The 25,355-nt window shown below is 56.7% G+C and carries 28 protein-coding genes and 2 pseudogenes; 9 read left to right on the top strand and 21 right to left on the bottom strand.

Annotated elements, in window-relative coordinates; translation table 11 throughout:
- Positions 1-3: 3 nt before the first annotated feature.
- The 6 genes from ACKXF7_RS06785 to ACKXF7_RS06760 all read left to right on the top strand — a co-directional run bounded on the left by ACKXF7_RS06785 (position 4) and on the right by ACKXF7_RS06760 (position 6,420).
- The gene (locus tag ACKXF7_RS06785; protein WP_423742616.1) at positions 4-609 is read left to right on the top strand and encodes a restriction endonuclease subunit S; all 606 of its coding nucleotides are present in this window, start codon (positions 4-6) and stop codon (positions 607-609) included.
- Positions 606-1,286 carry a GIY-YIG nuclease family protein gene (locus ACKXF7_RS06780; protein ID WP_112143441.1) on the top strand — a complete coding sequence of 227 codons (681 nt, stop codon included), beginning with the start codon at positions 606-608 and terminating at the stop codon, positions 1,284-1,286. Before ACKXF7_RS06785 ends, ACKXF7_RS06780 begins: the two co-directional genes overlap by 4 nt.
- Positions 1,287-1,301: 15 nt before the next feature.
- The gene (locus tag ACKXF7_RS06775; RefSeq protein ID WP_423742502.1) at positions 1,302-4,430 is read left to right on the top strand and encodes a type I restriction endonuclease subunit R; all 3,129 of its coding nucleotides are present in this window, start codon (positions 1,302-1,304) and stop codon (positions 4,428-4,430) included.
- A gap of 50 nt (positions 4,431-4,480) precedes the next feature.
- Positions 4,481-5,023: a hypothetical protein gene (locus tag ACKXF7_RS06770; RefSeq protein ID WP_097780351.1), complete on the top strand. Its 543-nt coding sequence runs from the start codon at positions 4,481-4,483 to the stop codon at positions 5,021-5,023.
- A gap of 144 nt (positions 5,024-5,167) precedes the next feature.
- Positions 5,168-5,338 carry a hypothetical protein gene (locus ACKXF7_RS06765; protein ID WP_179859799.1) on the top strand — a complete coding sequence of 57 codons (171 nt, stop codon included), beginning with the start codon at positions 5,168-5,170 and terminating at the stop codon, positions 5,336-5,338.
- Positions 5,339-5,880: 542 nt separating this feature from the next.
- Positions 5,881-6,420, top strand: coding sequence for a hypothetical protein (locus ACKXF7_RS06760; protein ID WP_423742501.1), 540 nt, complete (start codon positions 5,881-5,883; stop codon positions 6,418-6,420).
- 83 nt (positions 6,421-6,503) lie between these two features.
- Here the strand turns inward: ACKXF7_RS06760 and ACKXF7_RS06755 are convergent.
- Positions 6,504-6,671, bottom strand: a pseudogene (locus ACKXF7_RS06755) (DUF6061 family protein); the annotation flags it as partial.
- 172 nt (positions 6,672-6,843) lie between these two features.
- On the opposite strand from ACKXF7_RS06755, the gene ACKXF7_RS06750 reads away from it, so the two are divergent.
- The 3 genes from ACKXF7_RS06750 to ACKXF7_RS06740 are packed head-to-tail and all read left to right on the top strand — an operon-like array spanning position 6,844 to position 8,976.
- Positions 6,844-7,149: a type II toxin-antitoxin system RelB/DinJ family antitoxin gene (locus tag ACKXF7_RS06750; RefSeq protein WP_207685513.1), complete on the top strand. Its 306-nt coding sequence runs from the start codon at positions 6,844-6,846 to the stop codon at positions 7,147-7,149.
- Positions 7,146-7,466 carry a type II toxin-antitoxin system RelE/ParE family toxin gene (locus ACKXF7_RS06745; RefSeq protein WP_015537812.1) on the top strand — a complete coding sequence of 107 codons (321 nt, stop codon included), beginning with the start codon at positions 7,146-7,148 and terminating at the stop codon, positions 7,464-7,466. Before ACKXF7_RS06750 ends, ACKXF7_RS06745 begins: the two co-directional genes overlap by 4 nt.
- Positions 7,467-7,479: 13 nt before the next feature.
- The gene (locus ACKXF7_RS06740; RefSeq protein ID WP_423742500.1) at positions 7,480-8,976 is read left to right on the top strand and encodes a recombinase family protein; all 1,497 of its coding nucleotides are present in this window, start codon (positions 7,480-7,482) and stop codon (positions 8,974-8,976) included.
- A 526-nt stretch (positions 8,977-9,502) separates the two neighbouring features.
- On the opposite strand, the gene ACKXF7_RS06735 is transcribed toward ACKXF7_RS06740, so the two are convergent.
- The 20 genes and pseudogenes from ACKXF7_RS06735 to ACKXF7_RS06640 all read right to left on the bottom strand — a co-directional run bounded on the left by ACKXF7_RS06735 (position 9,503) and on the right by ACKXF7_RS06640 (position 25,354).
- Positions 9,503-10,549 carry a sulfate/molybdate ABC transporter ATP-binding protein gene (locus ACKXF7_RS06735; RefSeq protein WP_423742499.1) on the bottom strand — a complete coding sequence of 349 codons (1,047 nt, stop codon included), beginning with the start codon at positions 10,547-10,549 and terminating at the stop codon, positions 9,503-9,505.
- Positions 10,546-11,217, bottom strand: a complete 672-nt coding sequence (gene modB / locus ACKXF7_RS06730; protein ID WP_423742498.1) for a molybdate ABC transporter permease subunit — start codon at positions 11,215-11,217, stop codon at positions 10,546-10,548. The genes ACKXF7_RS06735 and modB overlap by 4 nt, the downstream gene beginning before the upstream one ends.
- Positions 11,218-11,227: 10 nt before the next feature.
- On the bottom strand, positions 11,228-12,112 hold the full coding sequence (gene modA / locus ACKXF7_RS06725) for a molybdate ABC transporter substrate-binding protein (RefSeq protein WP_423742496.1): 885 nt from the start codon (positions 12,110-12,112) through the stop codon (positions 11,228-11,230).
- 73 nt (positions 12,113-12,185) lie between these two features.
- Positions 12,186-13,118 carry a molybdopterin-binding protein gene (locus tag ACKXF7_RS06720; RefSeq protein ID WP_423742495.1) on the bottom strand — a complete coding sequence of 311 codons (933 nt, stop codon included), beginning with the start codon at positions 13,116-13,118 and terminating at the stop codon, positions 12,186-12,188.
- 6 nt (positions 13,119-13,124) lie between these two features.
- The gene (gene moaA / locus ACKXF7_RS06715) at positions 13,125-14,093 is read right to left on the bottom strand and encodes a GTP 3',8-cyclase MoaA (RefSeq protein WP_423742494.1); all 969 of its coding nucleotides are present in this window, start codon (positions 14,091-14,093) and stop codon (positions 13,125-13,127) included.
- Entirely contained in the window at positions 14,086-14,583 is a 498-nt protein-coding gene (gene moaC, locus ACKXF7_RS06710; RefSeq protein ID WP_339395792.1) for a cyclic pyranopterin monophosphate synthase MoaC, read from the bottom strand. Before moaC ends, moaA begins: the two co-directional genes overlap by 8 nt.
- A 71-nt stretch (positions 14,584-14,654) precedes the next feature.
- A pseudogene (locus tag ACKXF7_RS06705) lies at positions 14,655-15,673 on the bottom strand (molybdopterin-binding protein).
- Between the two features lie 12 nt (positions 15,674-15,685).
- Complete coding sequence (gene mobB / locus ACKXF7_RS06700; protein WP_339395794.1) at positions 15,686-16,204, bottom strand: molybdopterin-guanine dinucleotide biosynthesis protein B; 519 nt, start codon at positions 16,202-16,204, stop codon at positions 15,686-15,688.
- Positions 16,194-17,432, bottom strand: a complete 1,239-nt coding sequence (gene glp, locus ACKXF7_RS06695; RefSeq protein ID WP_423742493.1) for a gephyrin-like molybdotransferase Glp — start codon at positions 17,430-17,432, stop codon at positions 16,194-16,196. Before glp ends, mobB begins: the two co-directional genes overlap by 11 nt.
- A 444-nt stretch (positions 17,433-17,876) precedes the next feature.
- Positions 17,877-18,434: a hypothetical protein gene (locus ACKXF7_RS06690; protein ID WP_423742492.1), complete on the bottom strand. Its 558-nt coding sequence runs from the start codon at positions 18,432-18,434 to the stop codon at positions 17,877-17,879.
- A gap of 399 nt (positions 18,435-18,833) precedes the next feature.
- A complete protein-coding gene (locus tag ACKXF7_RS06685; RefSeq protein ID WP_423742491.1) occupies positions 18,834-19,691 on the bottom strand; it encodes an aldehyde ferredoxin oxidoreductase C-terminal domain-containing protein in 858 nt (285 codons plus the stop codon).
- Positions 19,637-20,989 carry an aldehyde ferredoxin oxidoreductase N-terminal domain-containing protein gene (locus ACKXF7_RS06680; protein WP_423742490.1) on the bottom strand — a complete coding sequence of 451 codons (1,353 nt, stop codon included), beginning with the start codon at positions 20,987-20,989 and terminating at the stop codon, positions 19,637-19,639. The genes ACKXF7_RS06685 and ACKXF7_RS06680 overlap by 55 nt, the downstream gene beginning before the upstream one ends.
- Before the next feature lie 12 nt (positions 20,990-21,001).
- On the bottom strand, positions 21,002-21,397 hold the full coding sequence (locus ACKXF7_RS06675; protein WP_423742489.1) for a 4Fe-4S dicluster domain-containing protein: 396 nt from the start codon (positions 21,395-21,397) through the stop codon (positions 21,002-21,004).
- Positions 21,355-21,645, bottom strand: a complete 291-nt coding sequence (locus tag ACKXF7_RS06670; protein WP_423742488.1) for a hypothetical protein — start codon at positions 21,643-21,645, stop codon at positions 21,355-21,357. Before ACKXF7_RS06670 ends, ACKXF7_RS06675 begins: the two co-directional genes overlap by 43 nt.
- 22 nt (positions 21,646-21,667) lie before the next feature.
- The gene (locus ACKXF7_RS06665) at positions 21,668-21,787 is read right to left on the bottom strand and encodes an FMN-binding protein (protein WP_423742487.1); all 120 of its coding nucleotides are present in this window, start codon (positions 21,785-21,787) and stop codon (positions 21,668-21,670) included.
- 26 nt (positions 21,788-21,813) lie between these two features.
- A complete protein-coding gene (locus ACKXF7_RS06660) occupies positions 21,814-22,584 on the bottom strand; it encodes an FMN-binding protein (protein WP_423742486.1) in 771 nt (256 codons plus the stop codon).
- A 161-nt stretch (positions 22,585-22,745) separates the two neighbouring features.
- Positions 22,746-23,318 (bottom strand): formate dehydrogenase accessory sulfurtransferase FdhD, encoded by a 573-nt coding sequence (locus ACKXF7_RS06655; RefSeq protein ID WP_423742484.1) that lies wholly within the window; start codon positions 23,316-23,318, stop codon positions 22,746-22,748.
- Positions 23,318-23,509 carry a hypothetical protein gene (locus ACKXF7_RS06650; protein WP_423742483.1) on the bottom strand — a complete coding sequence of 64 codons (192 nt, stop codon included), beginning with the start codon at positions 23,507-23,509 and terminating at the stop codon, positions 23,318-23,320. The genes ACKXF7_RS06655 and ACKXF7_RS06650 overlap by 1 nt, the downstream gene beginning before the upstream one ends.
- Before the next feature lie 253 nt (positions 23,510-23,762).
- Positions 23,763-24,125: a DUF1667 domain-containing protein gene (locus ACKXF7_RS06645; protein WP_249237317.1), complete on the bottom strand. Its 363-nt coding sequence runs from the start codon at positions 24,123-24,125 to the stop codon at positions 23,763-23,765.
- Positions 24,122-25,354, bottom strand: coding sequence for an NAD(P)/FAD-dependent oxidoreductase (locus ACKXF7_RS06640; RefSeq protein ID WP_249237318.1), 1,233 nt, complete (start codon positions 25,352-25,354; stop codon positions 24,122-24,124). Before ACKXF7_RS06640 ends, ACKXF7_RS06645 begins: the two co-directional genes overlap by 4 nt.
- Position 25,355: the final 1 nt, after the last annotated feature.

The raw sequence follows: 25,355 nt of genomic DNA, 5'->3' as shown, positions 1-25,355 counted from the left end.
TATGTGTTTGGCTATGCGGTTGTTTCTCTGCAAGATGTAGTAAAGAACAGTTGTTCTGGCGGAACACCGAAAAAAGGCGTATCAGAATATTACGAGGACGGAAATATTCCTTGGCTGAGGACGCAGGAAGTGGTATTCCGGGATATTTGCAAGACGGAGTGCTTCATTACGGAGAGTGCAGTAAAAAATTCTGCGGCAAAGTGGATTCCAGAGAACTGCGTAATAGTTGCAATTTCGGGCGCGACTGCTGGAAGATGTGCAATCAATAAAATTCCGCTGACAACAAACCAGCATTGTTTGAATCTTGAAGTTGACCCGGAGATGGCGTTGTACAGGTATGTGTATTACTGCATCTGTGCAAAGCAGGAAGAACTTCTTGCGAAAAAGGAGGGTGCACGTGGAGATTTGAACTCAACAAGAATTTTAAGTTTGCAAATTGATCTCCCATCGATTGAAAAACAAAAACGGATTGTTTCTATCCTTGATCGCTTTGATGCAATCTGCAATGATTTGACCAGCGGCCTGCCCGCGGAGATCGAAGCAAGACAAGAGCAGTATGAATATTATCGAGATAAATTGTTGACGTTTAAGGAGGTGGCTGCAACGTGAGTGCAGCAAAAAAGGCTGGTGTAATTTATATCTTGACAAATCCCTCTTTTCCGGATTATGTAAAAATTGGCTATGCGACCAATATCGAAAATCGACTGAAACAGTTAAATCGAAGCGAGTGCATCCCATTTGCGTTTCGGGTATATGCTACTTACGATGTTTCAACTCCGCTACAAGATAAAGAACTGCATAGCCTGATCGACCGTTTGAATCCTGATTTGCGCGCCATTGATACGTTCGATGGCAAGACAAGAACAAAAGAGTTTTATGCAATGACAAAAGAGGATGCTTATGCGCTTTTGGAGAGCATTGCAAAATTAAGCGGCACAATGGACAAACTGCAGCGCCTTACCCCGGAAGGCCATGAGATTGCAGACGAAGAAGTTGCGGCTGAAATTCAGGAAGAAGCAAAAGAACGCAAAGCCCCGTTCTCATTTATTAAATGTGGTATTCCGATGGGGGCAGAGATCGTGCTGCAAAATCATCCTGAGGTTGTAGCCGTTGTAAAAGATGATAGGCAAATTGAGTATCAGGGTAAAACCTATTCGCTTTCTGCGTTGGCTCAAAAAATCATGCAGACGACCTATCCGCTACAGGGGCCGGTGCATTGGCTTTATCAGGGAAGAAAACTGCGAGATATTCGAGTAGAACGAGAAGAAGCAGGCTTGTATGAGTAAAAGGCGGGTGTGAAAATGTCCTTTTTCAATATCGTTGCGGCTACCAATGAAGATACCGTTGTTGCTGCCTATGAACCCTCCAAGGTGCGCTCTGACAGCTACCAAAGTGAGGCGGAACTGGAAAAAGAGTTTATCCGGCTGTTGTGCGAGCAGGGCTATACCTATCTGCCGCTGCATACCGAGGATGAACTGATTGTTAACCTCCGCAGCCAGTTGGAAGAGCTGAACCACTACCACTTTTCCGATACGGAGTGGCGGCAGTTTTTCAGTGATGTAATTGCTAACCCCAACGAGCATATTCCTGAAAAGACCCGGAAGATTCAGGAAGACAATGTGCAGGTATTGCACCGGGATGATGGCAGCTCCAAAAATATCACACTGATCGACAAAAAGAACATCCACAACAACCGCCTGCAGGTCATCAACCAGTACGAGGTGAAGCAGGCGGACGGTGCGCGGCATGATAATCGCTACGATGTGACGATTCTGGTCAACGGCTTTCCGCTGGTTCATGTGGAACTGAAGCGGCGCGGGGTGGCCATCCGGGAGGCGTTCAACCAGATCAACCGCTATCAGCGGGATTCGTTCTGGGCGGGCTGCGGCTTATATGAGTATGTGCAGATTTTTGTGATCTCCAACGGCACAAATACCAAGTACTACTCCAACAGCACCCGCTACAATGCCATCAAGGATGCCAAACACGGCAAGACCAAGAAGGAAAAGACCAGCAATAGCTTTGAATTTACCTCCTACTGGGCCGATGCAAACAACCGCGTGCTGACGGATCTGATCGACTTTACCCGGACATTCTTTGCAAAGCACACGATTCTGAGCGTGCTGACCCGGTACTGCATCTTTACCTCAGAAAAGATGCTGATGGTGATGCGCCCATACCAGATTACGGCAACCGAGCGGATATTGAACCGCATCGAGATCGCCAACAACTACAAAAAGTATGGCACCATCGAGGGCGGCGGCTACATCTGGCACACCACTGGTTCCGGCAAGACGCTGACCTCCTTCAAAACGGCACGGCTGGCATCGCAGTTGCCCTACATCGACAAGGTGTTGTTTGTGGTAGACCGCAAGGATTTGGACTACCAGACCATGAAGGAGTATGACCGCTTCGAGAAGGGCGCGGCAAACTCCAACACCAGCACCACGATTCTGAAACGCCAGTTGGAAAACCCGGAAGCACATATCATCATTACCACCATCCAGAAGCTGGCGACCTTCATCAAGAAAAATCCGGGGCATGAGGTCTACCAGAAGCACGTTGTGATCATCTTTGACGAGTGCCACCGCAGCCAGTTCGGTGATATGCATAAAGCCATTGTCCACAATTTCAAAAAGTACCACCTGTTCGGCTTTACTGGAACGCCGATTTTTGCAGTCAACGCAGGAAGCTCCACTGATCCACGCTATTTCACCACGGCGCAGACGTTCGGCGATCAACTGCACACCTACACTATCGTGGATGCCATCAACGACAAGAATGTGCTACCATTCCGTGTAGATTACATCAAGACGATGGATGCAGAGCCAGACATGGACGATAAACAGGTTTGGGATATCGACCGGGAAAAGGCATTCATGGCACCCAAGCGTATTTCGCTGGTGACCAAGTACATCCTTGACCACTTTGACCAGAAAACCTATCGGGGAGACAAATCGTATGAATTTAATCTGCTGACGAATGTGGCAGAGGTGGCCTCTGCCCAGCGTGGTGCGGTGGATGAAATCAAGCAAAAACAGCGCGTCAGCGGTTTTAATTCGATTTTCTGCGTGGCATCTGTGCCGATGGCAAAGCTGTATTATCAGGAGTTCAAAAAACAGATGGCGGCAGACCCAACCAAGCGGCTGCGCATTGCTACCATTTACAGCTATGGAGCCAACGAAGCGGAAACAGATGGCATTCTGGACGAGGAAAACCCGGAAGATACCTCCAACCTCGACCAGAGCAGCCGGGATTTCCTGGACGCAGCCATTCAGGATTACAACGAGATGTTCCACACGAACTACTCGACCGATGGCGAACGGTTCCAGAATTACTATAAAGATGTATCGCTCCGCATGAAAAATAAAGAGCTTGACCTGCTGATCGTGGTCAATATGTTCCTGACGGGCTTCGATGCTACTACGCTGAACACCCTTTGGGTGGACAAAAACCTGAAGATGCACGGTCTGATTCAGGCGTTCAGCCGGACGAACCGTATCTTGAACAGCATCAAGACCTTTGGCAATATCGTCTGCTTCCGCAATCTGCAAAAGCGGGTGGATGCGGCAATTTCGCTGTTTGGAGATAAAAATGCGGGCGGCATCGTTCTGTTGCGCAAATATGCGGACTACTACCACGGTTATATGGACGAGCAGGGAAAATACCATCAGGGCTATACGGACATGATCGATGACCTGACGCAGAAGTTCCCGCTGACAGAGCCGCAAATCATCGGGGAGCAGAACCAGAAAGACTTTATCGTGCTGTTTGGTGCACTGCTGCGGATGCGGAACCTGCTGTCCTCCTTTGATGATTTCAAGGGCAACGAGATGATCTCTGAACGAGATTTACAGGACTATTTGGGCCGCTATCAGGATTTGCGGGATGAATGGCGTAACAAGAAGCACGATGAAACCAAAGAGGATATCACGGATGATGTGGTGTTCGAGGTGGAGCTGATTCGGCAGGTCGAAATTAACATTGACTACATTCTGATGCTGGTCAAAAAGTACCATGATACTCATTGTGACGATAAAGAAGTGCTCATCACGATTCGCAAGGCGATTGACGCCAGCCCGGAACTGCGCAGCAAAAAGCAGCTGATCGAAACCTTTATTGCAGGGGTCAACGATGTGGATGACGTGATGGCAGAGTGGAACACCTATGTGTCGGAACAGCGGGAGAAAGAGCTTGTCCAAATCATTCAGGAGGAAAAGCTGAAAGAGCCAGAGACCCGCAAGTATTTGGCAAATGCGTTCCGTGATGGCGAAATCAAGACTGTTGGCACGGATATTGACAAGTTGATGCCGCCTGTTTCCCGTTTTGGCGGCGGTGGCCGTGCACAGAAGAAGCAGGGTGTAATCGATAAGTTGAAGAGCTTCTTTGACAAGTTCTTTGGGATTGGCGGAAGTGATATATATAAATGATAGTATGTACATTTATGTGAATGAGTGGTATACTAAATGAAAGGATAGAAATGAAACTGACAATCGAACAGGAAAGACAGATAACAGCACAGTATCAGTACATCAAAGAGTTGGCAACATTGAAATATGATGCGGAGGAAAAAAGAGAACAAAATTTAATTCAACAGTCCAGTCAGATGCAAACGGCTTTTTCATTCATGACAGCAGCTGTATTTGCGGCTACGGCTATTTGCATAGAATACCGGGGAAAGCTGACCTTGAATTTTTTTCTGATAGCAGTATCTGTTGTTGCTTTTTTGCTGATTGTGAGTTTACTTTTAGCATCCTTAGCGCAATGGAGATGGAAAACAGAAGCATTTCCAGATATACTGGATATGAAGGATACGGTTGTAAATGATCCTGAGTGGGAAAAACTTACAATTAAATACCACCAAATCAATCAGTGGATTGATTTAGTGGGAAAAGTTCAAAAGAAGAAAGCGAAAATAAACGATAGGCGTGTTAAATTGATAATGGCTTCGATGATTTGCTTTTACTTGTCAATCGGGAGTATAGTAATTAGCTTTTTTATCGGCGTTATGAAGTTGAGATGAAAGGTTGGTACATAAAATGGCAGAACAGAACAAGCCAGCACAGAGCAATCCAGCTAAGAGTGTAACGACACCGCCGATGCCTGTAAAACATACAAGGGATAATGGTGGAAATCTAAGAACGTCCACAAGAAGTGGTGTGAAGAAATGAGTGATGAAAAGAAAATTGTGATAAAAGCAGAACAGGAGAAAGACACTGCTCAAGAGAATACTAATCCGGCATTGCTAATGAAAACGCCAGCAATGCCACTAAAGATGGAATTTGCTGAAAAGATTACGAAAGAGCCTGAAGTAAAAATCAAAAAGGCAAATTCCTGATTGGACAGAATTGCGTGATACTATCCTGATACTAAAAAATCAGCAAGCCACATCTACCACAGCAATCTCATGGAAAAGTGAACATCCAAGGATAGATGTACTAAACAAATTTGTTTAGTAAGAATCTGAACTTACCGAGCATCAGTAATTGATTTTTTTGAAGAATACACACAATTTCTAAAAAGTCAAGAAAATATAGAATAACCTAAAACCAATATAGTGTCATTAAAGCCTTCAAGTCTTCAGAGGGTGTTGACAGAACTTCAATGGAATGGGATGTGGTTCTTTTCTCTGGCATTTTTCGCTGTCATCTTTATGGAAATGCTGTCCGATTTTTTGCTGGTTACAGATCGCTGCACTGCATGGAAAGCATTAAATGGAAATGTCAGCGAAGCCGAATTTCACAATCTTCAGCAGATTGTCCTATGCGAAAATCAGAAAGTTTCCATTGAGAAGAAACTTGCAAGTACGATACTACTGGTTCTGATGATATGTGCAACTGCTGCATTTGTGTGGTTTACCTTTTGGTATAAGGTTTTGTTATGAAAGAGATAATTATTATACCACATATTGGAATTGGACAATTAAAATTAGGCATGACGTCAGATGAGCTAGAAAATGCTCTTCTACAAATGAAGAAACAGTGGTCGAATTCTTCTGATGAAGCAATGCAAATGGAGCGTTGTGCTGAAACTGGTGATCCTAATTTGATAACAGGACGATATATGGATAACGCTTCGTTCTTTCTTGTGCAGTACCGGAACGGAAAAGCTACTGAAATCGGCATCCAGCGTGATTTGTCTAAAGTGGCATCAATAAAATTGTTCGGGATGGATATGTTTAATACAGCTGCCGAGTGTATTATTGATAGCTTAATGAAAAAGGACAACGTTATTTGCAACGAAAAGGACTTGCAACTGGGAACGGAATATTTTTTTCCCGAAATTGGAGTCCGACTCTGGAGAGAGCGAGCATTTCATCCCAAACTGTTGAAAGACCCGCTATACATGGAAGAAATGCAGGCGGTATTAGAAGATGAATACCAGTATCAGTATTTTCAGATGGTTACCATAATAGGTTGAACTACTAACTAACCATGAGCCCTCTATTTGCAACGACTGCAAGTAGAGGGCTGTTGTTTTGCCTTGGATATTTTAATTAAAGGTCAATCTTCTAGTCTGCCATGGTCGCAGCCAAGTGAAAGGTAGTGCTCTATCTCCCCACCCAGCACCATCTGCGCATACTCTAATAGCTTGTTGTAGAGCAACCAATCCAGCTCTGCTCGCTGCGCAGGGGTGTTGCCGTACTCGTTCTCAATAGCGATGCGGTCGATGCGCTAAATTCCAGTGGGAACTTACTATCGCAAGAGGAGTAAGTGATTTTGATATCGAACATTGACAATTCGGCAATAAGTATATTGTGCAATATAGAGAATTTCAATTGCGACTTCGCACTCGATTGACTTGCAACGCAAAATACGTTACAATAAACTTGAGGTGATAACCATGGAAAAAACGATGACACTCAATCTTCGTGTGAACCCTACCGTCAAGCAGCAAGCCGAGGATGTGCTGAAGCAGCTCGGTATCCCGATGGCGACCGCCATTGATATGTACCTGCGCCAGATCACCCTGACTGGCGGCATCCCCTTCTCGCTGTCTTTACCGAAAGCTCCTGCGGCTCTGAACACTGACACCATGACCGATGATCAGCTTCATGCAGCCTTGCAGGTGGGCATCAAGGAGATTCAGAACGGTGATACCGTGGATGCTGCAAGCGCATTCGCACAGTTCAGGGAACAGCACAGATGAAGCAGTATGACGTAAAAATTTCCCATGCAGCCCTCAGTGATATGGAGCAGATTTACAGCTACATTGCTGACCGTCTGCTGGAACCTGACACGGCTATGGGGCAGTATAACCGCATTGCGGAAGCCATCCAGTCGCTGAACATCCTGCCGGAACGCTGCGCGCTGGTGGAAAGCGAACCAGAGCGCACCCAAGGGCTGCGGCAGATGCTGGTGGACAACTACTCGGTATTCTACATCGTGGGCGAGGATGCCGTGTCGGTGGCTCGTGTGCTGTACAGTGCATCCGACCTTGTGCGCCGCCTGCGGAGAATGAAGTGAAAGGGGTGTTTGCATGACCGCCGTGATTTACGCCCGCTATTCCAGCGACAACCAGCGCGAAGAATCCATCGAAGGCCAGATTCGCGAGTGTACGGCCTACGCCGAAAAGAACGGCATTACTGTGGTCAAGCACTATATTGACCGTGCCCTTTCCGCCAAAACCGACAACCGCCCGGACTTCCAGCAGATGATCAAGGACAGCGAGAAACGGTTGTTTGACATTGTGCTGGTCTGGAAGCTTGACCGTTTTGCCCGAAACCGCTATGATTCGGCCCACTATGAGTACCAGTTGGAACGAAATCATGTCAAGCTGGTATCTGCCACGGAGCCTATCTCTGACAGCCCTGCGGGTATCATGGTCAAGAGTATGCTCACCGGCATGGCTGAATACTACTCGGCAGAGCTTTCTGAAAAAGTTGTGCGCGGCATGACTGAGAATGTTCTGAAGGGCAAGTACAACGGCGGCACGATTCCCATTGGTTTTAAGGTGGACGAGGAGAAGTTCTTTCAAATCGACCCGCTGAAAGCTCCCTTTGTGGTAGAAGCCTTTCAGCGGTACAACGATGGTGCAACTATGAAAGAACTGATGAACTGGCTGAACGACAGTGGCGTGACCACCAACCGCAATCAGAAGTTTACCTACAACAGTGTTCAGAAGCTGTTGACGAACAAACGGTACATCGGAGAAAACCACTTCAAGGACATTGTGATGCCCGACAGCATCCCGGCCATCGTGGACAAGGACTTGTTTGAAGAAGTGCAGCAAAAAATCAAGAAGAACAGCCGCGCTCCTGCCCGTCACAAGGCCGAGGACGATTACTTGCTCACCACCAAGCTGTTCTGCGGAATGTGCGGCGCGATGATGTTCGGCGAGTGCGGTACGGGTAGGAACAAGGTCGTTCATCATTATTATAAATGCTCTACCGCGAAGCGTTTCAAGACCTGCAAGAAAAAGACCGTCCGTAAAGAGTGGCTGGAAGAATTGGTCATAGCTGAAACCATGAAGCTGATTCAGGACGATGCCGTGATTGATGCCATCGTTGCGGAAGTGATGGAGTTGCAGGATCAGGAAAACACCACGCTACCTTTGCTGGAAAAGCAGATGCGCGAGGTGGAGAACGGCATTGAGAATATGCTGAACGCCATCCAAGCAGGTGTGCTGACCAACTCCACCAAATTACGTTTGGAAAAGCTGGAAGCCCAGCAGAAAAAGCTTGAAATTCGGATCACCGAAGAAAAAATCGCTCGGCCTCGGTTGAGTGAAAATCAGGTTCGGTTCTGGCTGACCCGGTTCCGCAAGCTCGACCCGAACGTGAAAAGCCACCGGGAGACGCTTATCAACACATTCGTGAATGCTGTTTATCTCTATGATGAAAAAGTTTTGATTACATTCAACTACAAAGACGGCACAAAAACCATCACTTTCGATGAAATCGCCGCCAAAGATGCCCCAGAGGGCAATGGTTCGGATTTGGGTTGCTTCGCTCCACCAAAAAACCTCAACGTATGAAAGTACGCTGAGGTTTTTGTTTTATCCGGTATCTTAAGTTTCACCCTCAAGGGTGGATTCGAACAGCATCGGCCCGCCGTACAGTCCGGCGGGCAAAAAAGCCCCTGCGGGGCTTTTTTAGATGCGCGGCTCGCGATATCCACCCGCGCCCACCAAAAAGACCAGCGTAGAAAATACGAGGAGTCCTTGATGGTGGTGATCACCTGACTGAGCAGGGTGGGCACGATGTTGCGGTAGGTCTGCGGCAGGATGATGTACAGCAGTACCTCGGCGGTGTTGAAGCCCTGCGAATTCCCCTTTTCCTGTTTCATCTTTCCCTCAAGGCCGCCTTGCCTTGCAGAGTAATAAAAAAAGACGCCTTGCGATCTCTCGCGAAGCGTCTTTGCCTTTGATGCTTAAAGTACAGCGTTTTCTGTTATTTCTTTTAATCTGAAAGCTGCAACAACTTTGTCATCACATTTTTTATGTTTTGTAAAGTTACACAAAATCTCGCCTTATTTTTTGTCGATTCATGCAGGGGCAGGTTTCACACCAGCGGCATGATGCTTTCCGGCGCAGCGGCAAAGCACTGCGGCGCGGCGGGTGCAGCAGCCCCCAGCGTTGCCTTGCTCACCTTCCACCACAGGCGGGTCGTGCCGTCGGGTGCCAGAAAAATCAGATTCCAGTCAAACGGATTTTCACTGCTGGAAAACGCCTTTACCGGCAGTGCGTTCTGCGCTCCCGGTGCGCAGGGCATCAGGTCGTGGGCGCGGATCCCCACGGCAGTGCAGTGTTCCGGCACCTCGGCTGCAAGGCGCAGCGGGGCGTCCCAGCCGGTCAGCCGCACCGTGTGCGCATCCACGCGGGTGCAGGGCAGAATATTTTTGCAGCCGGTCAGCCGTGCGGCGGTAATGCTCTGCGGGTCGGCAAACACCTCTTTGGTGGTGCCGGTGCGCAGCACCCGCCCGCCGTCCATCACAGCCATCTCCCGGCACAGGCGGTAGGCCTCGTCCCGGTTGTGGGTCACCAGCAGAGCCGTTCCGTCAAATCCCGCCAGCAGGCTGCCCACTTCGCTCTCCACCTCTTCCCGCAGGTAGCTGTCCAGCGCGCTGAAAGGCTCGTCCAGCATCAGGATGCGGGGCCTGCCCACCAGAATGCGGGCCAGCGCCGTGCGCTGCTGCTGCCCGCCGGAAAGCTGGGCCGGGCAGCGCTTCGCCAGTGCTTCCAGCCGCATGGCACGCAGCATTTCCGCGCAGCGTTCCCTGCGGACGGCCTTGTCTTTTTCCGCTTTCAGCCCGCAGAGGATGTTCTGCTCCACGGTCATGTTGGGGAACAGCGCATAGTTCTGGAACAGAAGGCCCACGCCCCGCTGCTGCGGCGGCAGGTCGATGTGCTGTTCGCTGTCAAACAGCACCCGGCCGTCCAGCACGATGCGGCCCGCATCCGGCTTTACGATACCCGCGATGCAGCGCAATGTCATGCTTTTGCCGCAGCCGGAGGCCCCCAGCAGGGCGGTGGCCGTGCTGCCTGCGGTAAGCTCGGCCCGAAGGGTGAAGCCATCCAGCTTTTTGGTAATGTTCACTTCCAGACTCATTTCCGGCCACCCGCTTTCTGTTTTTTCTCCAGCAGGTTCACCGCCAGCAGCACCACCGCAGAGATGGCAATATCCACCAGCACCCAGCGCATGGTACCGGCCTCATCGTTGGTGCGCCACAGCTGGTAGACCGTGGTGGCGATGGTGGCGGTCTTGCCGGGGGTGTAGCCTGCGATCATGCTGGTGGCACCGTACTCGCCCAGCGCCCGGGCAAAGGCCAGCACAGTTCCGGCCAGAATGCCCTGACGGCAGTACGGCATCCGCACCCGCCAGAAGATCCAGCTGTTGGACTGGCCCAGCGTCTGGGCCGACCATGCCAGCGTCTCGTCAAAGCTTTCAAAGGCGCCGCGGGCGGTGCGGTACATCAGCGGGAAGGCCACCACGATGGAGGCAAAGATGGCGCTGTACCAGTTCATGACCAGCTTGACCCCGAACTGCTCCATGAAGAAGATGCCCACCGGCCGCTTTGCACCGAAGAGCAGCAGCAGAAAGTAGCCCACCACCGTGGGCGGCAGCACCATGGGCAGGGTGAGCAACACGTCCAGCACGCCCTTGACGGTGCGCGGCAGCTTTGCGATATAATAAGCGGCAAAAATGCCGAGAAAGAACACCGCTGCGCAGCTGATAAGGGCGATGCGCAGGCTGTTCCACAACGGATACCAGTCCATGCCTGCTCCTTTATACGGCGCTGAAGCCCACGCCCTCGAACACGGTGGCGGCATGGTCGGTCTGCAGATAGGCCAGAAACTCCTTGGCGGCCTCGGCGTTGGGGGCAGCCTTCAGCACGGCGGCAGGATAGATGACCTGACCGCACATCTCCTTGGTGGCCTCATCCACGGGGGTCAGACCGGCGCTGAAAGCATCGGTGCAGTAGACGACACCGGCATCCACGCTGGCCTCGGTGATCTGGGTGGTGACCTCCTTGACGTTGGAGCCGTAGGTGATGACACCGGCAGCGGCAAGTGCCTCCTCGTCCAGATCGTAGTAGGCAAGGATCTTCTGGGTGTACTGGCCCACGGGCACATCGCTGTTGCCCATGCAGAACAGGATGTCCTGTGCCTTCAGGTGCTCGGCCAGAGCGTCGAAGCTGTCGATGCCCTTGTCGCTGCCCTCCGGCACGCAGAGCACCACCTTGTTTTCCAGCAGGTCCACGCGGGTGTCGCTGTCCACAAAGTCCAGCCTGTCCTTGTTCACATCGGCCGAAGCCATGATGTCCAGCTGGTCCATCTGCTTCTGACCGGCAGAGATGAACAGATCGCAGTCCGCGCCCTCCTGGATCTGGGTCTTGAGGGTGCCGGAGGAGTCGAAGTTGAAGCGGAAGGTCACGCCCGGGTTCTCTGCCGAGTAGGTCTCACCGATGGCGGTGAGGGTCTCGGTGAGGGATGCGGCGGCAAACACGATCAGCTCCACGCTCTGGGCTGCTTGTGAAGAAGCGGCGGCAGAGGATGCCACGGAAGCGGCTGTGCTGGAAGCAGCGCCGCCGCAGGCAGTGAGGGCAGCGGCTGCACCGGCGATGCCGACAGCAGCCAGAAAGCTCCGGCGGGAAATGCGATGGTCGTTCATATCTGTTTTTCTCCTTCAAGTAAAACAACATTCTATTTCTACGCCCCGCAAAGGAAAACAGGGCGGGAAAACCTTATTTGCGGGCGCACTCGCCGTCCAGACCGGCGGCAATGCGCACACCGTGTTCCAGACTGGGCAGGATGTACTCCAGATTTTCCTGCACGGCCTTGGGGCTGCCCGGCAGGTTGACGATGAGCGTTTTGCCCCGCAGCACGCTGACGCCGCGGCTCAGCATCCCCCGCGGGGTGATGCTCAGGCTGTGATAGCGCATGGCCTCGGCAATGCCGGGGGCGTTGCGGTCTGCCACCGCACAGGTGGCTTCCGGGGTGATATCCCGGGGGGAGAAGCCGGTGCCGCCGGTGGTGAGGATCAGATTCACCTGACGGCCGTCGGCCAGACGGATGAGCTGAGCCTTCAGGGCCTTTGCTTCGTCCGGCAGGATCATGGTCTCCTCCACCACATAGCCTGCGGCGGTAAGCATCTCCACAATGAGCGGGCCGCTCTTATCCTCCCGCTCCCCGCGGCTGCCCTTGTCCGAAAGGGTGATGACCGCAGCCCGCAGGGGCGGGTTTTCCAGCGGGGGCAGCAGGGTCACTTCGTCCCCTACATGGATCTCGCCGCCCTGCAGCACCCGGGCAAACACGCCCTCCCGGGGCATGATGCACTCGCCGGTCTGCTGCTTGATAACGCAGTCGTTGTGGCACTCCTTGCCGATCTGGGTCATTTCCAGCACCACGTCCCCGATGGCGAACCGGCTGGTGACCGGCAGATTGCGGAAATCGAAGCCCTCAATGACCAGATTTTCGCCAAAGGCACCATAGTCCACCCAGATCTTTTTACGGAAAGCCTCGATTTTTTCCGCGCTCAGCAGGCTGACCTGCCGGTGCCAGCTGCCGCCGTGGGCATCGCTCACGATGCCCCACTCCGGGGTCAGCACGGCGCTGGGCACCTCGGTCTTGACGGTGCCGCGCTTGGGGCTTGTGCAGATGGCCAGAATTTTTCCCATAAAAATTTATCCTCCGATGCGATACATGCCGCGGGTAGCGGGCATGGAACTGTCTTCAAAATGGTGTTCCCGGGGTTTGGCCCAGATGGTCTCCCGGATGGCGGCCAGCAGCTGCGTATCGTCTGCGCCGCTGCGCAGCAGGGCACGCAGGTCGCACCCGGCTTCGCTGGCAAGGCAGGGACGCAGAAAGCCCTGACTGGTCAGCCGCACCCGGTTGCAGCTGGCACAGAATTTGCCGTGCACCGCCGCAATAAAGCCGATGCTGCCCTGCCAGCCGGGCACGGTGTAGTATACTGCCGGGCCGTCCCCGAAGTCTGCCTCTGCCAGCGGCTGCAGCTCCGGCCAGCGGCGGGCAAACCGCTGCCGCAGCTCCGGACCGGAGATGCAGGGCATGGCCGCGCCGTAGCCAATGGGCATCATTTCAATAAACCGCACCTGCAGCGGGCGGTTCTCGGCAAGGGCCGCAAGGTCTTCCAGCTCGCCCTCATTCACCCCTGCCTGCGGCACGCAATTCAGCTTGACCGGGATGCCGCTTTCCAGCGCCGCCTGCAAGCCCGCCTGCACGGCCGCAAACTCGTCCCGAGCAGTGATCTGCCGGAACACCTCCGGGCGCAGGGTGTCCAGACTGATGTTCACGCTGTCCAGCCCGGCTGCCAGCAAAGCGGGCAGCTGCTGCGCCAGCAGGATGCCGTTGGTGGTCATGGTGACTTTGCGGATGCCGGGGATGGCCTTGAGCCCGGCCACCAGCTGTGCCACGTTTTTGCGCACCAGCGGCTCGCCGCCGGTCACCCGCACGGTGTCGATGCCGCACTGGGCGAACAGCGCCGCCAGACGCAGGAACTCCTCGTAGGTGAGCACGGCTTCGCGCTCCAGCTTTTCCACGCCGTCCGGCATACAGTAGCGGCAGCGCAGGTTGCACAGGTCGGTAACGGAAAGGCGCAGATAGTGGATCTCGCGCCGGGTGGAATCAAACATAGCCGCCCTCCGCCCGGATATAGTGGCCGCTCTTGCCGCCGGTCTTTTCCACTAAATGGATCTCGCCCAGCTCCATGCCCTTGTCCACCGCCTTGCACATATCGTAGATGGTGAGCAGCGCGGTGGAAACGCCGGTCAGCGCTTCCATCTCCACACCGGTGACCCCGGCGGTCTTGACGGTGCACAGGGCTTCCACGGCCTGCCGCTGGGGCAGCAGCCGGAAGTCCACGCTCACCTTGGTCAGGGGCAGCGGATGGCACAGTGGGATCAGCTCACTGGTTCTTTTTGTGGCCATGATGCCCGCAATGCGGGCCACGCCCAGCACATCGCCCTTTTTCACAGTGCCGCTCTGCACGGCAGCAAAGGCTTCGGCGTTCATGGTGATGATGCCGTGGGCAGTGGCTTCCCGGGTGGTGACGGGCTTTGCGCTCACATCCACCATCACGGCATTCCCGGCAGCATCAAAATGGGTCAGATTATTTTCGTTCATATTTTTTCACCTTAGTAAAGCTCCCCTTCGGGGGAGCTGGCAAAGCCGAAAGGCTTTGCCTGAGAGGGTTTTCAGCAGTGCCCAAAGCCGCAGTTGGGCCAGTGGCACACTTCGCAGTTCAGGCACAGACCGCCCTCGCCCAGATGGGCGATGTCCTCGGCGGTGATGGGGTCGTCCGCCAGCAGACGGGGCAGCAGCAGGTCAAAAATGGTGCGCTTGGCGTACATCACGCAGCCGGGCAGGCCGCACACCGGCACACCGTCCAGATAGCTCACAAGGAACATGGCACCCGGCAGCACCGGGGCACCGTAGGTGATCATCTCGGCCCCGGTGTTCTTGATGGCCAGCGGGGTGCGGTCATCCGGGTCCACGCTCATGCCGCCGGTGGTAAAGATGAGCTCACACCCTGCGGCCTTGGCTTCCAGAATGGCGGCCGTGATGCCGGCAGGGTCGTCATCGCAGACCTTGTGGAAGATCACCTCACAGCCGTAGACAGCCAGCTTGCTTTGCAGGATGGGGGTGAATTTATCCTCAATGCGGCCCTTGAACACCTCGCTGCCGGTGGTGATGATGCCCACTTTCTTGGCCTGCATGGGCAGCACGTTCAAAATCGGCTCTGCCCCGGCGGCGGCCTGCATGGCGTCCATTTTTTCCTGCTCGATCACCAGCGGGATGATGCGGGTGCCTGCCAGCTTCTGGCCTTTTTTCACGGGCAGATCACCGTGGATGGTGGCGATCATCATCTGCGGGAGACTGTTCACCGCCAGCAGCGCCTTGCGGTGATCTTCAGCAGGCCGTCGCAGTCCGCGATCAGCTCGATCTTGCCCTCCTTCGGCTCGGTGCCGTGGATGTTTTTGCCCGCAGCGGCCTTGTACAGCAGGGCGGCTGCCTCGTCCTCGTGGAGGATGCCGGGGTGCTTTTCCCAGACGTAGAGGTTTTCCTTGCCGATGGAGAGCAGCACCGGGATGTCCTCCGGCTGGATAACATGCCCCTTGCGGAAGCGGGCACCCTTGAACTCGCCGGGAATGATCTGGGTGATATCATGGCAGAGCACCTGCCCTGCCGCATCTTCGGTACGAATCAGTTTCATCTTATCTTCTCCTTACAGAGTCGGCATCTGGGCAATGATCCAATCGGCCAGCGGCTGGATATCCTCCAGCCCGAAGTCTGCACCCGGGATGTCGCCCACCACGGCCAGCGGCTGGAACGACACCGGCGCGTCCGCGATCTCCCTGCGCACCACTTCGATCTTGGGCCAGCCGCTGGATTTGAAGCCTTCCAGCAGCACAAGATCATAGCCGTGCCGCTCGAACAGGGCCAGCAGATCCTGCTCGGTCAGGCGGAATTCCTCGGTCAGCAGATAGCGGGTGCCGGAGTAGACCGCCACGCCTTCGGCCCCTGCTTCCCGCAGACGGAAGCTGTCGGTGCCGGGCACATCCGGGGTAAAATCGTGGCCGTCGTGCTTGATGATGCCCACCTTCAGCCCACGGCTGCGCAGGACGGGCAGCAGCTTTTCCAGCAGGGTGGTCTTGCCGCTGTTGTGTGCGCCGCTGACGGCCAGCACTGCAGGACGCTTGAGCTCCAGTTCTTCTGCCAGAGCCTGTTTGGATTCAATATACAAAGTAAAGCACCTCCACTTCTTCGCCCGGAGCCACCGGGCCGCTGCCTGCGGGCAGCTTTACCAGACAATTACAGCCGATCATGGCAGAGAGGCTGCCGGACGAATGCGCTTCGGCGCTGCCCTCGCCGGGGATGGTCACGCTGCCGCCTGCCGCTTTCGCCCGCAGGTAGCGGTCGCCCTTGCTGGATTTGGAAAAGCCGGTGGTCAGGGTGCAGGTGGTGCGGGGAAGAATGCAGCTTTCCTCCCGGCGCCCTGCCGCCCGCAGCAGGGCCGGGACGGCGTACTGTTCCAGGGTTGCCGCTGCGGCAAAGGGGTTGCCGGACAGGCAGAACACCAGCTTGCCAGCGACCTCTGCCGCCAGCATGGGGCTGCCGGGCTTCTGTGCCACGCCCGCAAAGATCATCTGTGCCCCCAGCTGTTCCAGCACGGCGGGCAGATAGTCCTTCTGCCCTACCGAAACGCCGCCGCTGGTAATGACGGCATCGCAGCCGGTCAAAAGCTCCCGCAGCTGGCAGGCGATGACCTCCGGGTCGTCCGAGCAGTGCCGCCGCTGCACGGCAAAGCCCAGCTGCCCCAGCCGGGCGGCGTTCTGGATGCCGTTAGCGTCGTAAATCTTGCCGGGAGCCCACGGTTCACCCGGAGCCAGCAGCTCACTGCCGGTGGAAAGAATGCCTACGGTCAGAGTGCGGTACACCGGCACCTCGGCATAGCCCTGCCCTGCCAGCACACCCAGATGTGCGGGGGTCAGCGGTGTGCCCTCGGCGGCAATGATGGCTCCGGCGGCGATATCCCCGCCCCGGAGCACCACATTCTGCTGGGGCTTCAGGCTTGAATAGAGCTGCACCGTTTCTTCGCCGCTGTCGGTCAGCTCCTGCATCAGCACACAGTCCGCGCCCTCCGGCAGAGGGGCACCGGTCATGATGCGGGCCGCGCAGCCCACAGGCAGGGCGGCGGCGGGGGCATCCCCGGCGTAGAGCTTCATGGTCACAGGCAGCGTGACCGGCGTTTCGCGGCTGGCCCCGGCGGTATCGGCGCTGTGCAGGGCGTAGCCGTCCAGCGGGCTGCGGTCAAAGGGGGGCTGGTCCATCCGGGCGCACAGCGCCTTTGCAGCAATGCGGCCGCAGGCTTTTTCCAGCGGCAGGGTCTCCACCGCCGGGCGCGGCAGTGCCGCCGCTGCATCCAGCACGCGGCGCAGCGCAGCGGCAGGTGCGCAGAAAGGCTGTTTCATAAAAAATCCTCCAAATGCCCGGCTGCACCCGGTCTGCTATGGCTCAGACGGGACGCGCCGGGGATATTCTTTTTTAACGACAGGTGAAAAAGAAGCGGAGACGTCTTGACCGAAAATCAAAACGCCTCCGCAGAATATCCGCACATACCGGCCAACGGCAGCTTGCAGTCTGCCCTGCCGACGGCATCCCCGGCCTGTGCCGTCCTTGCAGTGACGGTACGGCCCGGGAAGTGCCCTGTGTGGATGGGAGGAGTTCTTTTTTTCAAATTGCAGCGTTTCTTCTGCGGGAAGGCGGCGGGGTTTTCCCCTCCACCCTTGAATGCCGGCCGATCTATTTTGATCCGGGCCCTTAGCATTGCGGCGCGGTGTCCTGCTCTTTGTGAGAGTTTAGACGCCTTTGCTCAAAGAAGCTCTTATACCCTGTTCAGTTGTGTGGGAATGCTTTTAGTCGCAGAACTCGTCCACGTCGCTGATGGCTTTTGCATAGCGGCGGGTGAGGTGCTTGGTGGAAAAGAGGAACCGCTCATTCTGATTGTTGGTCAGCTCCTCAATGTCGGCATACTCCGGCTTGCCCTGCATGGACTCCCATGTCTGCTCGATGACCTCCGGCGCAAGGCCGTAGGGAGAGCGCTGGAAGTACTTCAGCGGGGTGGCGCTGGGATAGATGCGGGCATTGAACCGCACCATCTCGGCGAACATCACACACAGATCCTTGTCCTCGATGAGCTGCGCGATCATGGCGTAGTTGTCGCTCATGTTGGCGGTGGAATAGTAGTAGGTATCCTTTGCGCCCTTGCGGGTAGTGATGTCCTCACACTGGGGGTCTGCAGGCATCTGCGCCAGCAGCTCGTCGGCATTTTCCACCTCGGTCAGCAGCAGGGCGTGGGGGGTCAGCAGCGCAGCCGCAGAGCGGGAGCGAATGTAACCGGCCAGTTCCTGTGCCGGGGTAAGCTCCGGCAGCTCCGGAGCGGTCTTGGTGGGCTCGATCCGCAAAGGAATCATTTTCTGCCTCCGGCTCGGCGGCCAGAAAATCCAGCAGCTCCGGCTTTGCTGCCTCGGTCTGCGCTGCCTCGGCGGCTTCGGGTGCGGCCCCGGCGGCCTGCTTTGCAGCAAGCTCGGCGGTCTCCCGCTCCACCACGGCCATCACATCCTCGCCGGCCTTGGCGGCACTGCCGTCAAAGGTGCTGCCGGTCTCCTTCAGTCGGCGGGCCGTCTCGCTGGCGGCATCGATGTCGAACACCTCTGCCTTGGGCTTTTTCTTTGCGGCCAGCTCTGCCTTCTGCAGTTCCAGAACGGCCTGCTCCGGGTCTGCGCTGCCATCTACGGTGGTGGTGTAGCCGGGTTTACGTCTGCCAAACAACATGACGATCGTTCCTCTTTCTATGGGATTTACTATAGGATTTATTCAGCTGCTGCGGTGTTCTGGGCGTAGATGCCGCGCTTTTCCAGATCATCGGCCATGTCAGCCAGATCATACTTTTCCAGTGTCTCGCGGGTGGGCACACCGGTGGTGCGATCCCAGCCGAAGGCATCGTAGAACAGATCCTTTGCCTTTTCCATGTCGGCGCGGTCCAGCTTGGTGGTGCCTTCCTCGAATGCCTTGAAGTCGGGGTCCTTATCGAACACCCAATCGCAGATGGCATCGTGCTCCTGACGCAGGTTTGCGCTGCCGCAGTTCTGCTGGAAGCTGATGGCGGTCATCACGCGCAGCATCTGGGTGATGCGGGCGCCGTCCTCCTGCAGACCGGTCTGGGTATAGGTCTCGCCGGTGACAGCGGTCATAAAGTCTGCCTGCAGGTCCAGGTCGCCGTGGTACTCACGCTCCTTGGAGGGAGACTGGGTCATGGGCCACATCCAGTTGCACAGGGTAGCGGAGTCGTGGAAGTTCTTGTCGTTGACGCAGTATGCAGCCAGCTTTGCCTTGTTCTCGTTGATGGGAGTGTAGGCCTTGGCCTTATCGTAGCAGCCCTCGCCGAAGAAGTCCTCCATGACCTTCTTGGTCACCTCATAGGGAGCACCGGAACCGGTCTCGCAGACGATCTCGTGGATCATGCAGTCACGGTTGTAGACGAGGTTGTACAGCATGCCCACCTGCCATGCCTCAGCAGGGCCGTGGTGGTTGGGGAAGCCGTTGTAGATCAAGTTGGAGTTGGTAGCGCCGTCGTCGCGGTCCAGCCAGCTCTTGGGCAGGCCAAACTTTTCCATCATAGCCAGGGTGCCCTTGGCGATGACGGACAGGTCGCCCTCACCGTAAGCCATGCGGCGGATGAGCTCAACCTCCCAGCGGGATCGCCGGCCTTCTCCCACTCCCAGGGCAGGGAATCGTACTCAGCCTCGCTGATGTACTTGGTAGCCTCCTCACGGGGCATCCGCAAGATCCACAGCAGGTCGCGGTTCAGGTTGCCGTAGTTGTCCCACAGACCCATATCGTCCACAGCGTGAGACCATGCCAGGTTGATGACCATGGTGCCATCGCCCTCGTACTTGAAGTCGTGCACGCCATCAGGGTACACACGGGTGCCGTACAGCACGGGCATACAGGTGTTGGAGTTGTGGGTGGGCAGATCGTAATCTGCCAGCGGATCCACATCATACTCGGTGTAGCAGCGGATGGGGCAGGAGGAGCAGCCGCCGTTCTTCACGGTGTACTCGGCAGCGGGAGCGCCGAAATCGAAGTAGCCCTTGAAGCAGCGCAGAGCTACCTTGTTGATATCGTTGTAGGGCTGCTCGCCGGTATCCACGGGGCCGCCGGGAGCCTTTTTCCACATACGGCCGGGAGCGCCGGACCAGCGGTTCTTGCCGGAGGTGGCGCTGTACTCTGCCCAGCTCTGGGGCTGTGCGGGCACGTTGTGGTTGTTGTTGCCGCCGATCAGGTTGCCCATCATGTAGTTGGACAGCTCCAGCACCTTCTTGGGGTCAGCGACCTTGACGCTGCCGGTGCCGCGGATGGCCAGACCCTTCAGCTTCTTGTTGCCCAGCGCAGCGCCCAGACCGGCGCCGCCGGAGTTGCCGAAGCTGGTGTTCAGGGTGGAGTAGTCCACCAGATTCTCACCGGCAGGGCCGATGGAAGCAGTCTCAAACTCGCGGCCGTTCTGCTCCACCATCCACTTGTTGGCAGCAAAGGTGCCCTTGCCCCAGATCTCGCTTGCGTCCTCCAGAGAGACCTTGTCGTCCTCGATGCGCAGGTAGACGGGCTTTTCGGAGATGCCGCTGAACACGATGCCGTCGTAGCCGGCATACTTCAGCATGGAGCCGATGTGGCCGCCCATGTGTGCGTCGATGATGGAGTGACCCTTAGACCAGGTGGAGCGGAAGGTCACGTTCATACGGCCGGAGCAGGGCACACCGGCACCGGTCAGGGGGCCGACACCGAAGATGACCAGAGCCTTCTCGTCATAGGGGTCCAGCTCCATGGGAGCTTCCTCGTACATGATGCGGTAGGCCATGCCCATGCCGCCGATATATTTATGGTACTTTTCATCGTCCTGAGTGGTGATCTCACCGGTGGTCAGGTTGACGCGCAGGATCTTGCCTGCCCAGCCATAAGTTTCAGCCATTGTTGTTCCTCCTTACAGGTCCTTGTAGGCAGCCTGTGCTGCGCTGGTGACGGCATCCCAGTCCACGATGGACAGAGCGCCGGACGGGCAGCCTGCCACGCAGGCACCGCAGGCGATGCACTTGGACGACTTGCCGGTCTCGGGGTTGACAGTGGGCATGTGCCACGGGCAGGCATCATGGCAGGCACCGCAGCCGATGCACTTGTCGGTATCCACTACGCGGATGCCGCGGTCGTCGGTGGTGATAGCCTTCTGCGGGCAGGCGTTGCCGCAGGCGGGGTCCTCACACTGGCGGCAGGTGTCCGGGAAGTAGACAAAGCAGTTGTCGGTGCCGGACAGCAGGCCGTTGCCGTCGCCATCCAGATTCAGGCGGCGCTGATCTTGACACGGCTGATGTAAGAGGAGCACACACCGTCGTTGGTCAGCGTGCAGTTGATCTCGCAGCGCTGGCAGCCGGTGCACAGATCCGCATTGACCACCAGCAGGCCCTGCGGCAATGCCCAAGTAGCCACTGCGCCGCTGTCCACCTGCTGCTGGGAGCAGCCGAACAGGGACAGCATGGATGCGGAGAGGGTGAGCCCTGCAAGGCTCCTGCCCGAAATTTTCATGAACTGGCGGCGGGTCATGTCAGCCGTCAGAAAATCGGTTTTTGCCATAGTTTCCATTCCTCCGTTGAGGTCACTCTGCGCAGAGCACCTCGGTCACATAGAAATACGAGTTGTTGACGATGTTCGTTACCGCCGTCGAGGTGATGGTCGCGCCGGAAAGGGCGTCCACCTCGGTCAGATCGGCACTCACCGCACCGGTCTGGGCCTGCTCCGTGGTCAGGTCGGCCTGTGCCAGACGCGCCTTGGACTGCTCTTCTGCCGAGAGATCCGCAAGGGGATTGCCATGGGCTCGCCGTCCAGTGCGCTCTTGCTCAGCTCGGCTGCGTACAGCCTGCGGCGTGCCACGGCCTCTGCGCTGGAATCCAGCGGCGGAGCCAGCTCATCGCTCAGGGGCTGACCGTTCAGTGCCGAGAGGGTCAGGCCTGCCGCATACATCCTGCGGGTGGCCTCGGCCTCGGGAGAGGTGTCGGACACGTTCCACTGTGTGGGATCGAACTCCTCAGCGGCAGTGGTGTCCTCCGCCACTGCACCGGCAGAGGCGTAGGCTGCGCCGGTGGCCGGGTCGGTCACGGTGTAGCTCTTGCCTGCCAGCGTAAAGGGAGCCGCGCCCTGGTACTGGGACGTGAACTCCGGGTTGACGCACTGGCCGCCAAGGCTGTCGGTCTCCGCCTGCGAAAGGATCTCCACAGCGGAAACATTGCCCTCGGCGTCAAGGGTCACAGCAGCCTGCACATCGCTCTGGAAGCCCTTCTGAGTGCCCTCCACGCGGTAGCTGCCGTCGTCGAGCTGGTACACTGCGCTGATGCCGTAGGCGGCTGCATCCGCCTCCGACACCGGCAGCAGGGTACCGGCAACCGTGGTGCGCGCGTGCTGCACAGCGATCAGACCGACCGCCATGGCAACCGTGGCAGCGCCCATGGCTGCATAGCCCGGCAGCCGCTTACGCCACAGCGGAACGGGCGCAAACGGGTTGGTTGCCTGCTTCATGTTATCACCTGCCTGTTTTTGTTTGTGCGGGAAAGTTTCCCGGACATGAAAATAGCCGCTCCTGCTGCTGCAACAGCGAAGCGGTTTCTTCGTTACTATTTTATCATCCGTACCGGAGGTAAGTCAACGCAAACAGCCGTGCTTTCTCTATTTTGTCACCATCATTTTACACATTCTGCTAAAGTTAGCGGATGTTTCCTGCCGCACACCAGCTGCAGGCCGTATTCCTGCGCCAGTTCCAGCGATTGGATCGTGGGCATGCTCTTGCTCACCAGTGCCGGAACGCCCGCCCGGATGGCCTTGCGCACCATGTCCACGGGCACCCGGCCGCTGGTATAAAGCACGCATTCTGCCAGCGGGACGCCCTGCAGCAGCATCTCGCCCACAGCCTTATCCAGCGCGTTGTGCCGACCAATGTCCTCGCAGGCAAAAAGGATGGTTCCCTGCCGCAGCACAAAGCAGCTGTGCACAGCGCGGGTGGCGCGGTACAGCGGCAGACCGGCGCTCATGGCGGCGGCAAGCGTGTCCAGCCATTCCGGCTGCAGCTCCATCTGCGGCACCGTGCGCAGCGGCGGCAGCTCCACCGGACTGCTCAGCGTGACATTATCCGTACAGCAGCTGGACACCGCCTGCGCCGCTGCACTGCGGGCCGTCAGCCGATGGTTCAGGTAGACGTTCACCTTCAGCCCCTCGGCACAGACTGCGGCCTGCTCTACCTCCTGTGCCGAAGTCATTAGCCTTCGGTCAGCAGCCGCCCCAGTGCCAGCTGCGGCAGCAGCTCCGGCGTGCACACCACCCGGAAGGCCGGCTGCTCATTGACATAAAGCGCGGCGGCGTGCTCTGCCGGAAGCACCGCTGCGGTGCCATCCGGCAGACGTGCCGTTTCAAAGGCAGCAGCCCTGCCAAAAAGGTCGTTGATCTGCATAAGTCCATTTCCTTCCCTGTGTGCCGGGTCTCAGAAGCATTTGGTCCCCGCACCAATATAATATAAGTATAGCAGAGGATCCCGCACGAGAAAAGACTGTCCGCTGCATTTCAGGGCAAAAAGGTTATTTCGGGACCCTTTTGGGCAGAGCAGGCGTCCCCTTCTGTTTGCACGAAAAAGCACCCGCCGCCGGGCATTTTCAGACCGGGCAGCGGGTGCCTTCCTTTATATAATGGAGAACGATGCAGATGATTTACTTTGCGGCAACATTCTTGGTGACCATCACGTCACTGTCCAGTCCGCAGACGTTGTGCAGAACGATGGTGCCTGCCTTGACGGGGGCAGTCAGCACCACCTTGCGGATCTCGTCCATTACCGGGAAGATCATATCCTTGGGGATGGCCCGGGTCAGGCGGACGCTGGTGACAGGCAGCTCGCCGCCCTTGACCAGCACCGAGCTGGCGATGGTGCGGCGGGGCGCAGTCAGCTCCTGACGGACATACTGTTCGCCGCGGGGGCAGGTGTGGCCGGTGACTGAGATCACCTGACCATTTTCAACTTCGGCTTCGATCTCGCAGCCGTTGGGGCAGACGATACAGGTAAATTGCTTTTTCATTCCACCGACACCTCCAGTGCGCCTTCCTCCTGCAGCTTGGCAGCAGAGACCTTGAACTGGATCATCTCCGCAGGAATGGCTTTCTTCATCTTCTTGGCAGCAACTTCCACACCGTTCTGGCGCACCACGATGCGGCAGTCACGGTAGTGGTTCCGCACGCGCAGCGACAGGCTGAAGTCGTTCTTGCCGCTGACCTTCTGCGGAATGGTGTGGCCCACGCCCTCGCCGCACTTCACGTCCAGCGTGCAGGGGTCGATGCCCTTGCCCTCAACGTAGGCGGCAGCGTGGCGTGCCAGTGCTTCGGACTCCATGGAAACGAAGTCCACCAGATCATGCACATGCAGCACATTGCCGGCAGAGAACACGCCGGGCACGTTGGTCTGCAGGTTCTCGTCCACGAAGGCACCGTTGGTGTGGGGGTCAATGGCGATGCCGGCATCCTCCAGCAGCTTGTTCTCCGGGATCAGGCCGACGGAGAGGATCAGCGTATCGCACTTGTACTCCTTCTCGGTGCCGGGGATGGGCCGACGGTTCGCGTCCACCTCGGAGATGGTCACGCCGGTCAGACGATTGCGGCCATGTATCTCGGTGACGGTGTGGCTGAGATAGAGCGGGATATTGTAATCATCCAGACACTGCACGATGTTGCGTGGCAGGCCGGAGGGGTAGGGCATCAGCTCGAACACTGCCTGCACATGAGCGCCTTCCAGCGTCATACGGCGGGCCATGATCATGCCGATATCGCCGGAACCGAGGATGATGACCTCCTTGCCGGGCATCCGGTTGTAGAGGTTCATGTAAGCCTGCGCGGTGCCTGCGGTGAACACGCCCGCCGGACGCTCGCCGGGAATGCCCAGTGCGCCGCGGCTGCGCTCCTTGCAGCCCATGGCAAGCACCACAGCCTTTGCCTGATACTGGCGCAGGCCGCTGCGGGTGGAGGCGGTGACGACACGATCCGCCGTCAGACTCAGCACCGTGGCGCTGGTCTCGTAGGGGATCTCACGCTTGTTCACCTCATCAATGAAAGCCTGTGCGTATTCCGGGCCGGACAGGCTCTCGCCGAAGCGGCCCAGACCAAAGCCATCATGGATGCACTGGCGCAGGATGCCGCCCAGCATCGCCTCGCGCTCCAGAATGATCATGTTGCGGATGCCCTGCTTGTGCAGTTCCACCGCTGCGGCAAGACCTGCGGGGCCGCCGCCGATAATCACAACGTCCTTCTGTTCCATC

It is taken from the genome of Faecalibacterium sp. 7, assembly GCF_049562865.1.
Lineage (GTDB): Bacteria > Bacillota > Clostridia > Oscillospirales > Ruminococcaceae > Faecalibacterium > Faecalibacterium wellingii.
The sequence above is the reverse complement of the archived record's forward strand: the minus strand, read 5'-3'. Positions and strand labels throughout refer to the sequence as shown.

Bases quoted from the DNA above. Each gene is read 5' to 3' on its own strand.
- ACKXF7_RS06775 (WP_423742502.1), top strand. From the start codon at position 1,302: ATGTCCTTTTTCAATATCGTTGCGGCTACCAATGAAGATACCGTTGTT.
- ACKXF7_RS06770 (WP_097780351.1), top strand. From the start codon at position 4,481: ATGAAACTGACAATCGAACAGGAAAGACAGATAACAGCACAGTATCAG.
- ACKXF7_RS06765 (WP_179859799.1), top strand. From the start codon at position 5,168: ATGAGTGATGAAAAGAAAATTGTGATAAAAGCAGAACAGGAGAAAGAC.
- ACKXF7_RS06760 (WP_423742501.1), top strand. From the start codon at position 5,881: ATGAAAGAGATAATTATTATACCACATATTGGAATTGGACAATTAAAA.
- ACKXF7_RS06750 (WP_207685513.1), top strand. From the start codon at position 6,844: ATGGAAAAAACGATGACACTCAATCTTCGTGTGAACCCTACCGTCAAG.
- ACKXF7_RS06745 (WP_015537812.1), top strand. From the start codon at position 7,146: ATGAAGCAGTATGACGTAAAAATTTCCCATGCAGCCCTCAGTGATATG.
- ACKXF7_RS06740 (WP_423742500.1), top strand. From the start codon at position 7,480: ATGACCGCCGTGATTTACGCCCGCTATTCCAGCGACAACCAGCGCGAA.
- ACKXF7_RS06735 (WP_423742499.1), bottom strand. From the start codon at position 10,549: ATGAGTCTGGAAGTGAACATTACCAAAAAGCTGGATGGCTTCACCCTT.
- modB (WP_423742498.1), bottom strand. From the start codon at position 11,217: ATGGACTGGTATCCGTTGTGGAACAGCCTGCGCATCGCCCTTATCAGC.
- modA (WP_423742496.1), bottom strand. From the start codon at position 12,112: ATGAACGACCATCGCATTTCCCGCCGGAGCTTTCTGGCTGCTGTCGGC.
- ACKXF7_RS06720 (WP_423742495.1), bottom strand. From the start codon at position 13,118: ATGGGAAAAATTCTGGCCATCTGCACAAGCCCCAAGCGCGGCACCGTC.
- moaA (WP_423742494.1), bottom strand. From the start codon at position 14,093: ATGTTTGATTCCACCCGGCGCGAGATCCACTATCTGCGCCTTTCCGTT.
- moaC (WP_339395792.1), bottom strand. From the start codon at position 14,583: ATGAACGAAAATAATCTGACCCATTTTGATGCTGCCGGGAATGCCGTG.
- glp (WP_423742493.1), bottom strand. From the start codon at position 17,432: ATGAAACAGCCTTTCTGCGCACCTGCCGCTGCGCTGCGCCGCGTGCTG.
- ACKXF7_RS06690 (WP_423742492.1), bottom strand. From the start codon at position 18,434: ATGATTCCTTTGCGGATCGAGCCCACCAAGACCGCTCCGGAGCTGCCG.
- ACKXF7_RS06685 (WP_423742491.1), bottom strand. From the start codon at position 19,691: ATGGCTTACGGTGAGGGCGACCTGTCCGTCATCGCCAAGGGCACCCTG.
- ACKXF7_RS06680 (WP_423742490.1), bottom strand. From the start codon at position 20,989: ATGGCTGAAACTTATGGCTGGGCAGGCAAGATCCTGCGCGTCAACCTG.
- ACKXF7_RS06670 (WP_423742488.1), bottom strand. From the start codon at position 21,645: ATGGCAAAAACCGATTTTCTGACGGCTGACATGACCCGCCGCCAGTTC.
- ACKXF7_RS06660 (WP_423742486.1), bottom strand. From the start codon at position 22,584: ATGAAGCAGGCAACCAACCCGTTTGCGCCCGTTCCGCTGTGGCGTAAG.
- ACKXF7_RS06655 (WP_423742484.1), bottom strand. From the start codon at position 23,318: ATGACTTCGGCACAGGAGGTAGAGCAGGCCGCAGTCTGTGCCGAGGGG.
- ACKXF7_RS06650 (WP_423742483.1), bottom strand. From the start codon at position 23,509: ATGCAGATCAACGACCTTTTTGGCAGGGCTGCTGCCTTTGAAACGGCA.
- ACKXF7_RS06645 (WP_249237317.1), bottom strand. From the start codon at position 24,125: ATGAAAAAGCAATTTACCTGTATCGTCTGCCCCAACGGCTGCGAGATC.
- ACKXF7_RS06640 (WP_249237318.1), bottom strand. From the start codon at position 25,354: ATGGAACAGAAGGACGTTGTGATTATCGGCGGCGGCCCCGCAGGTCTT.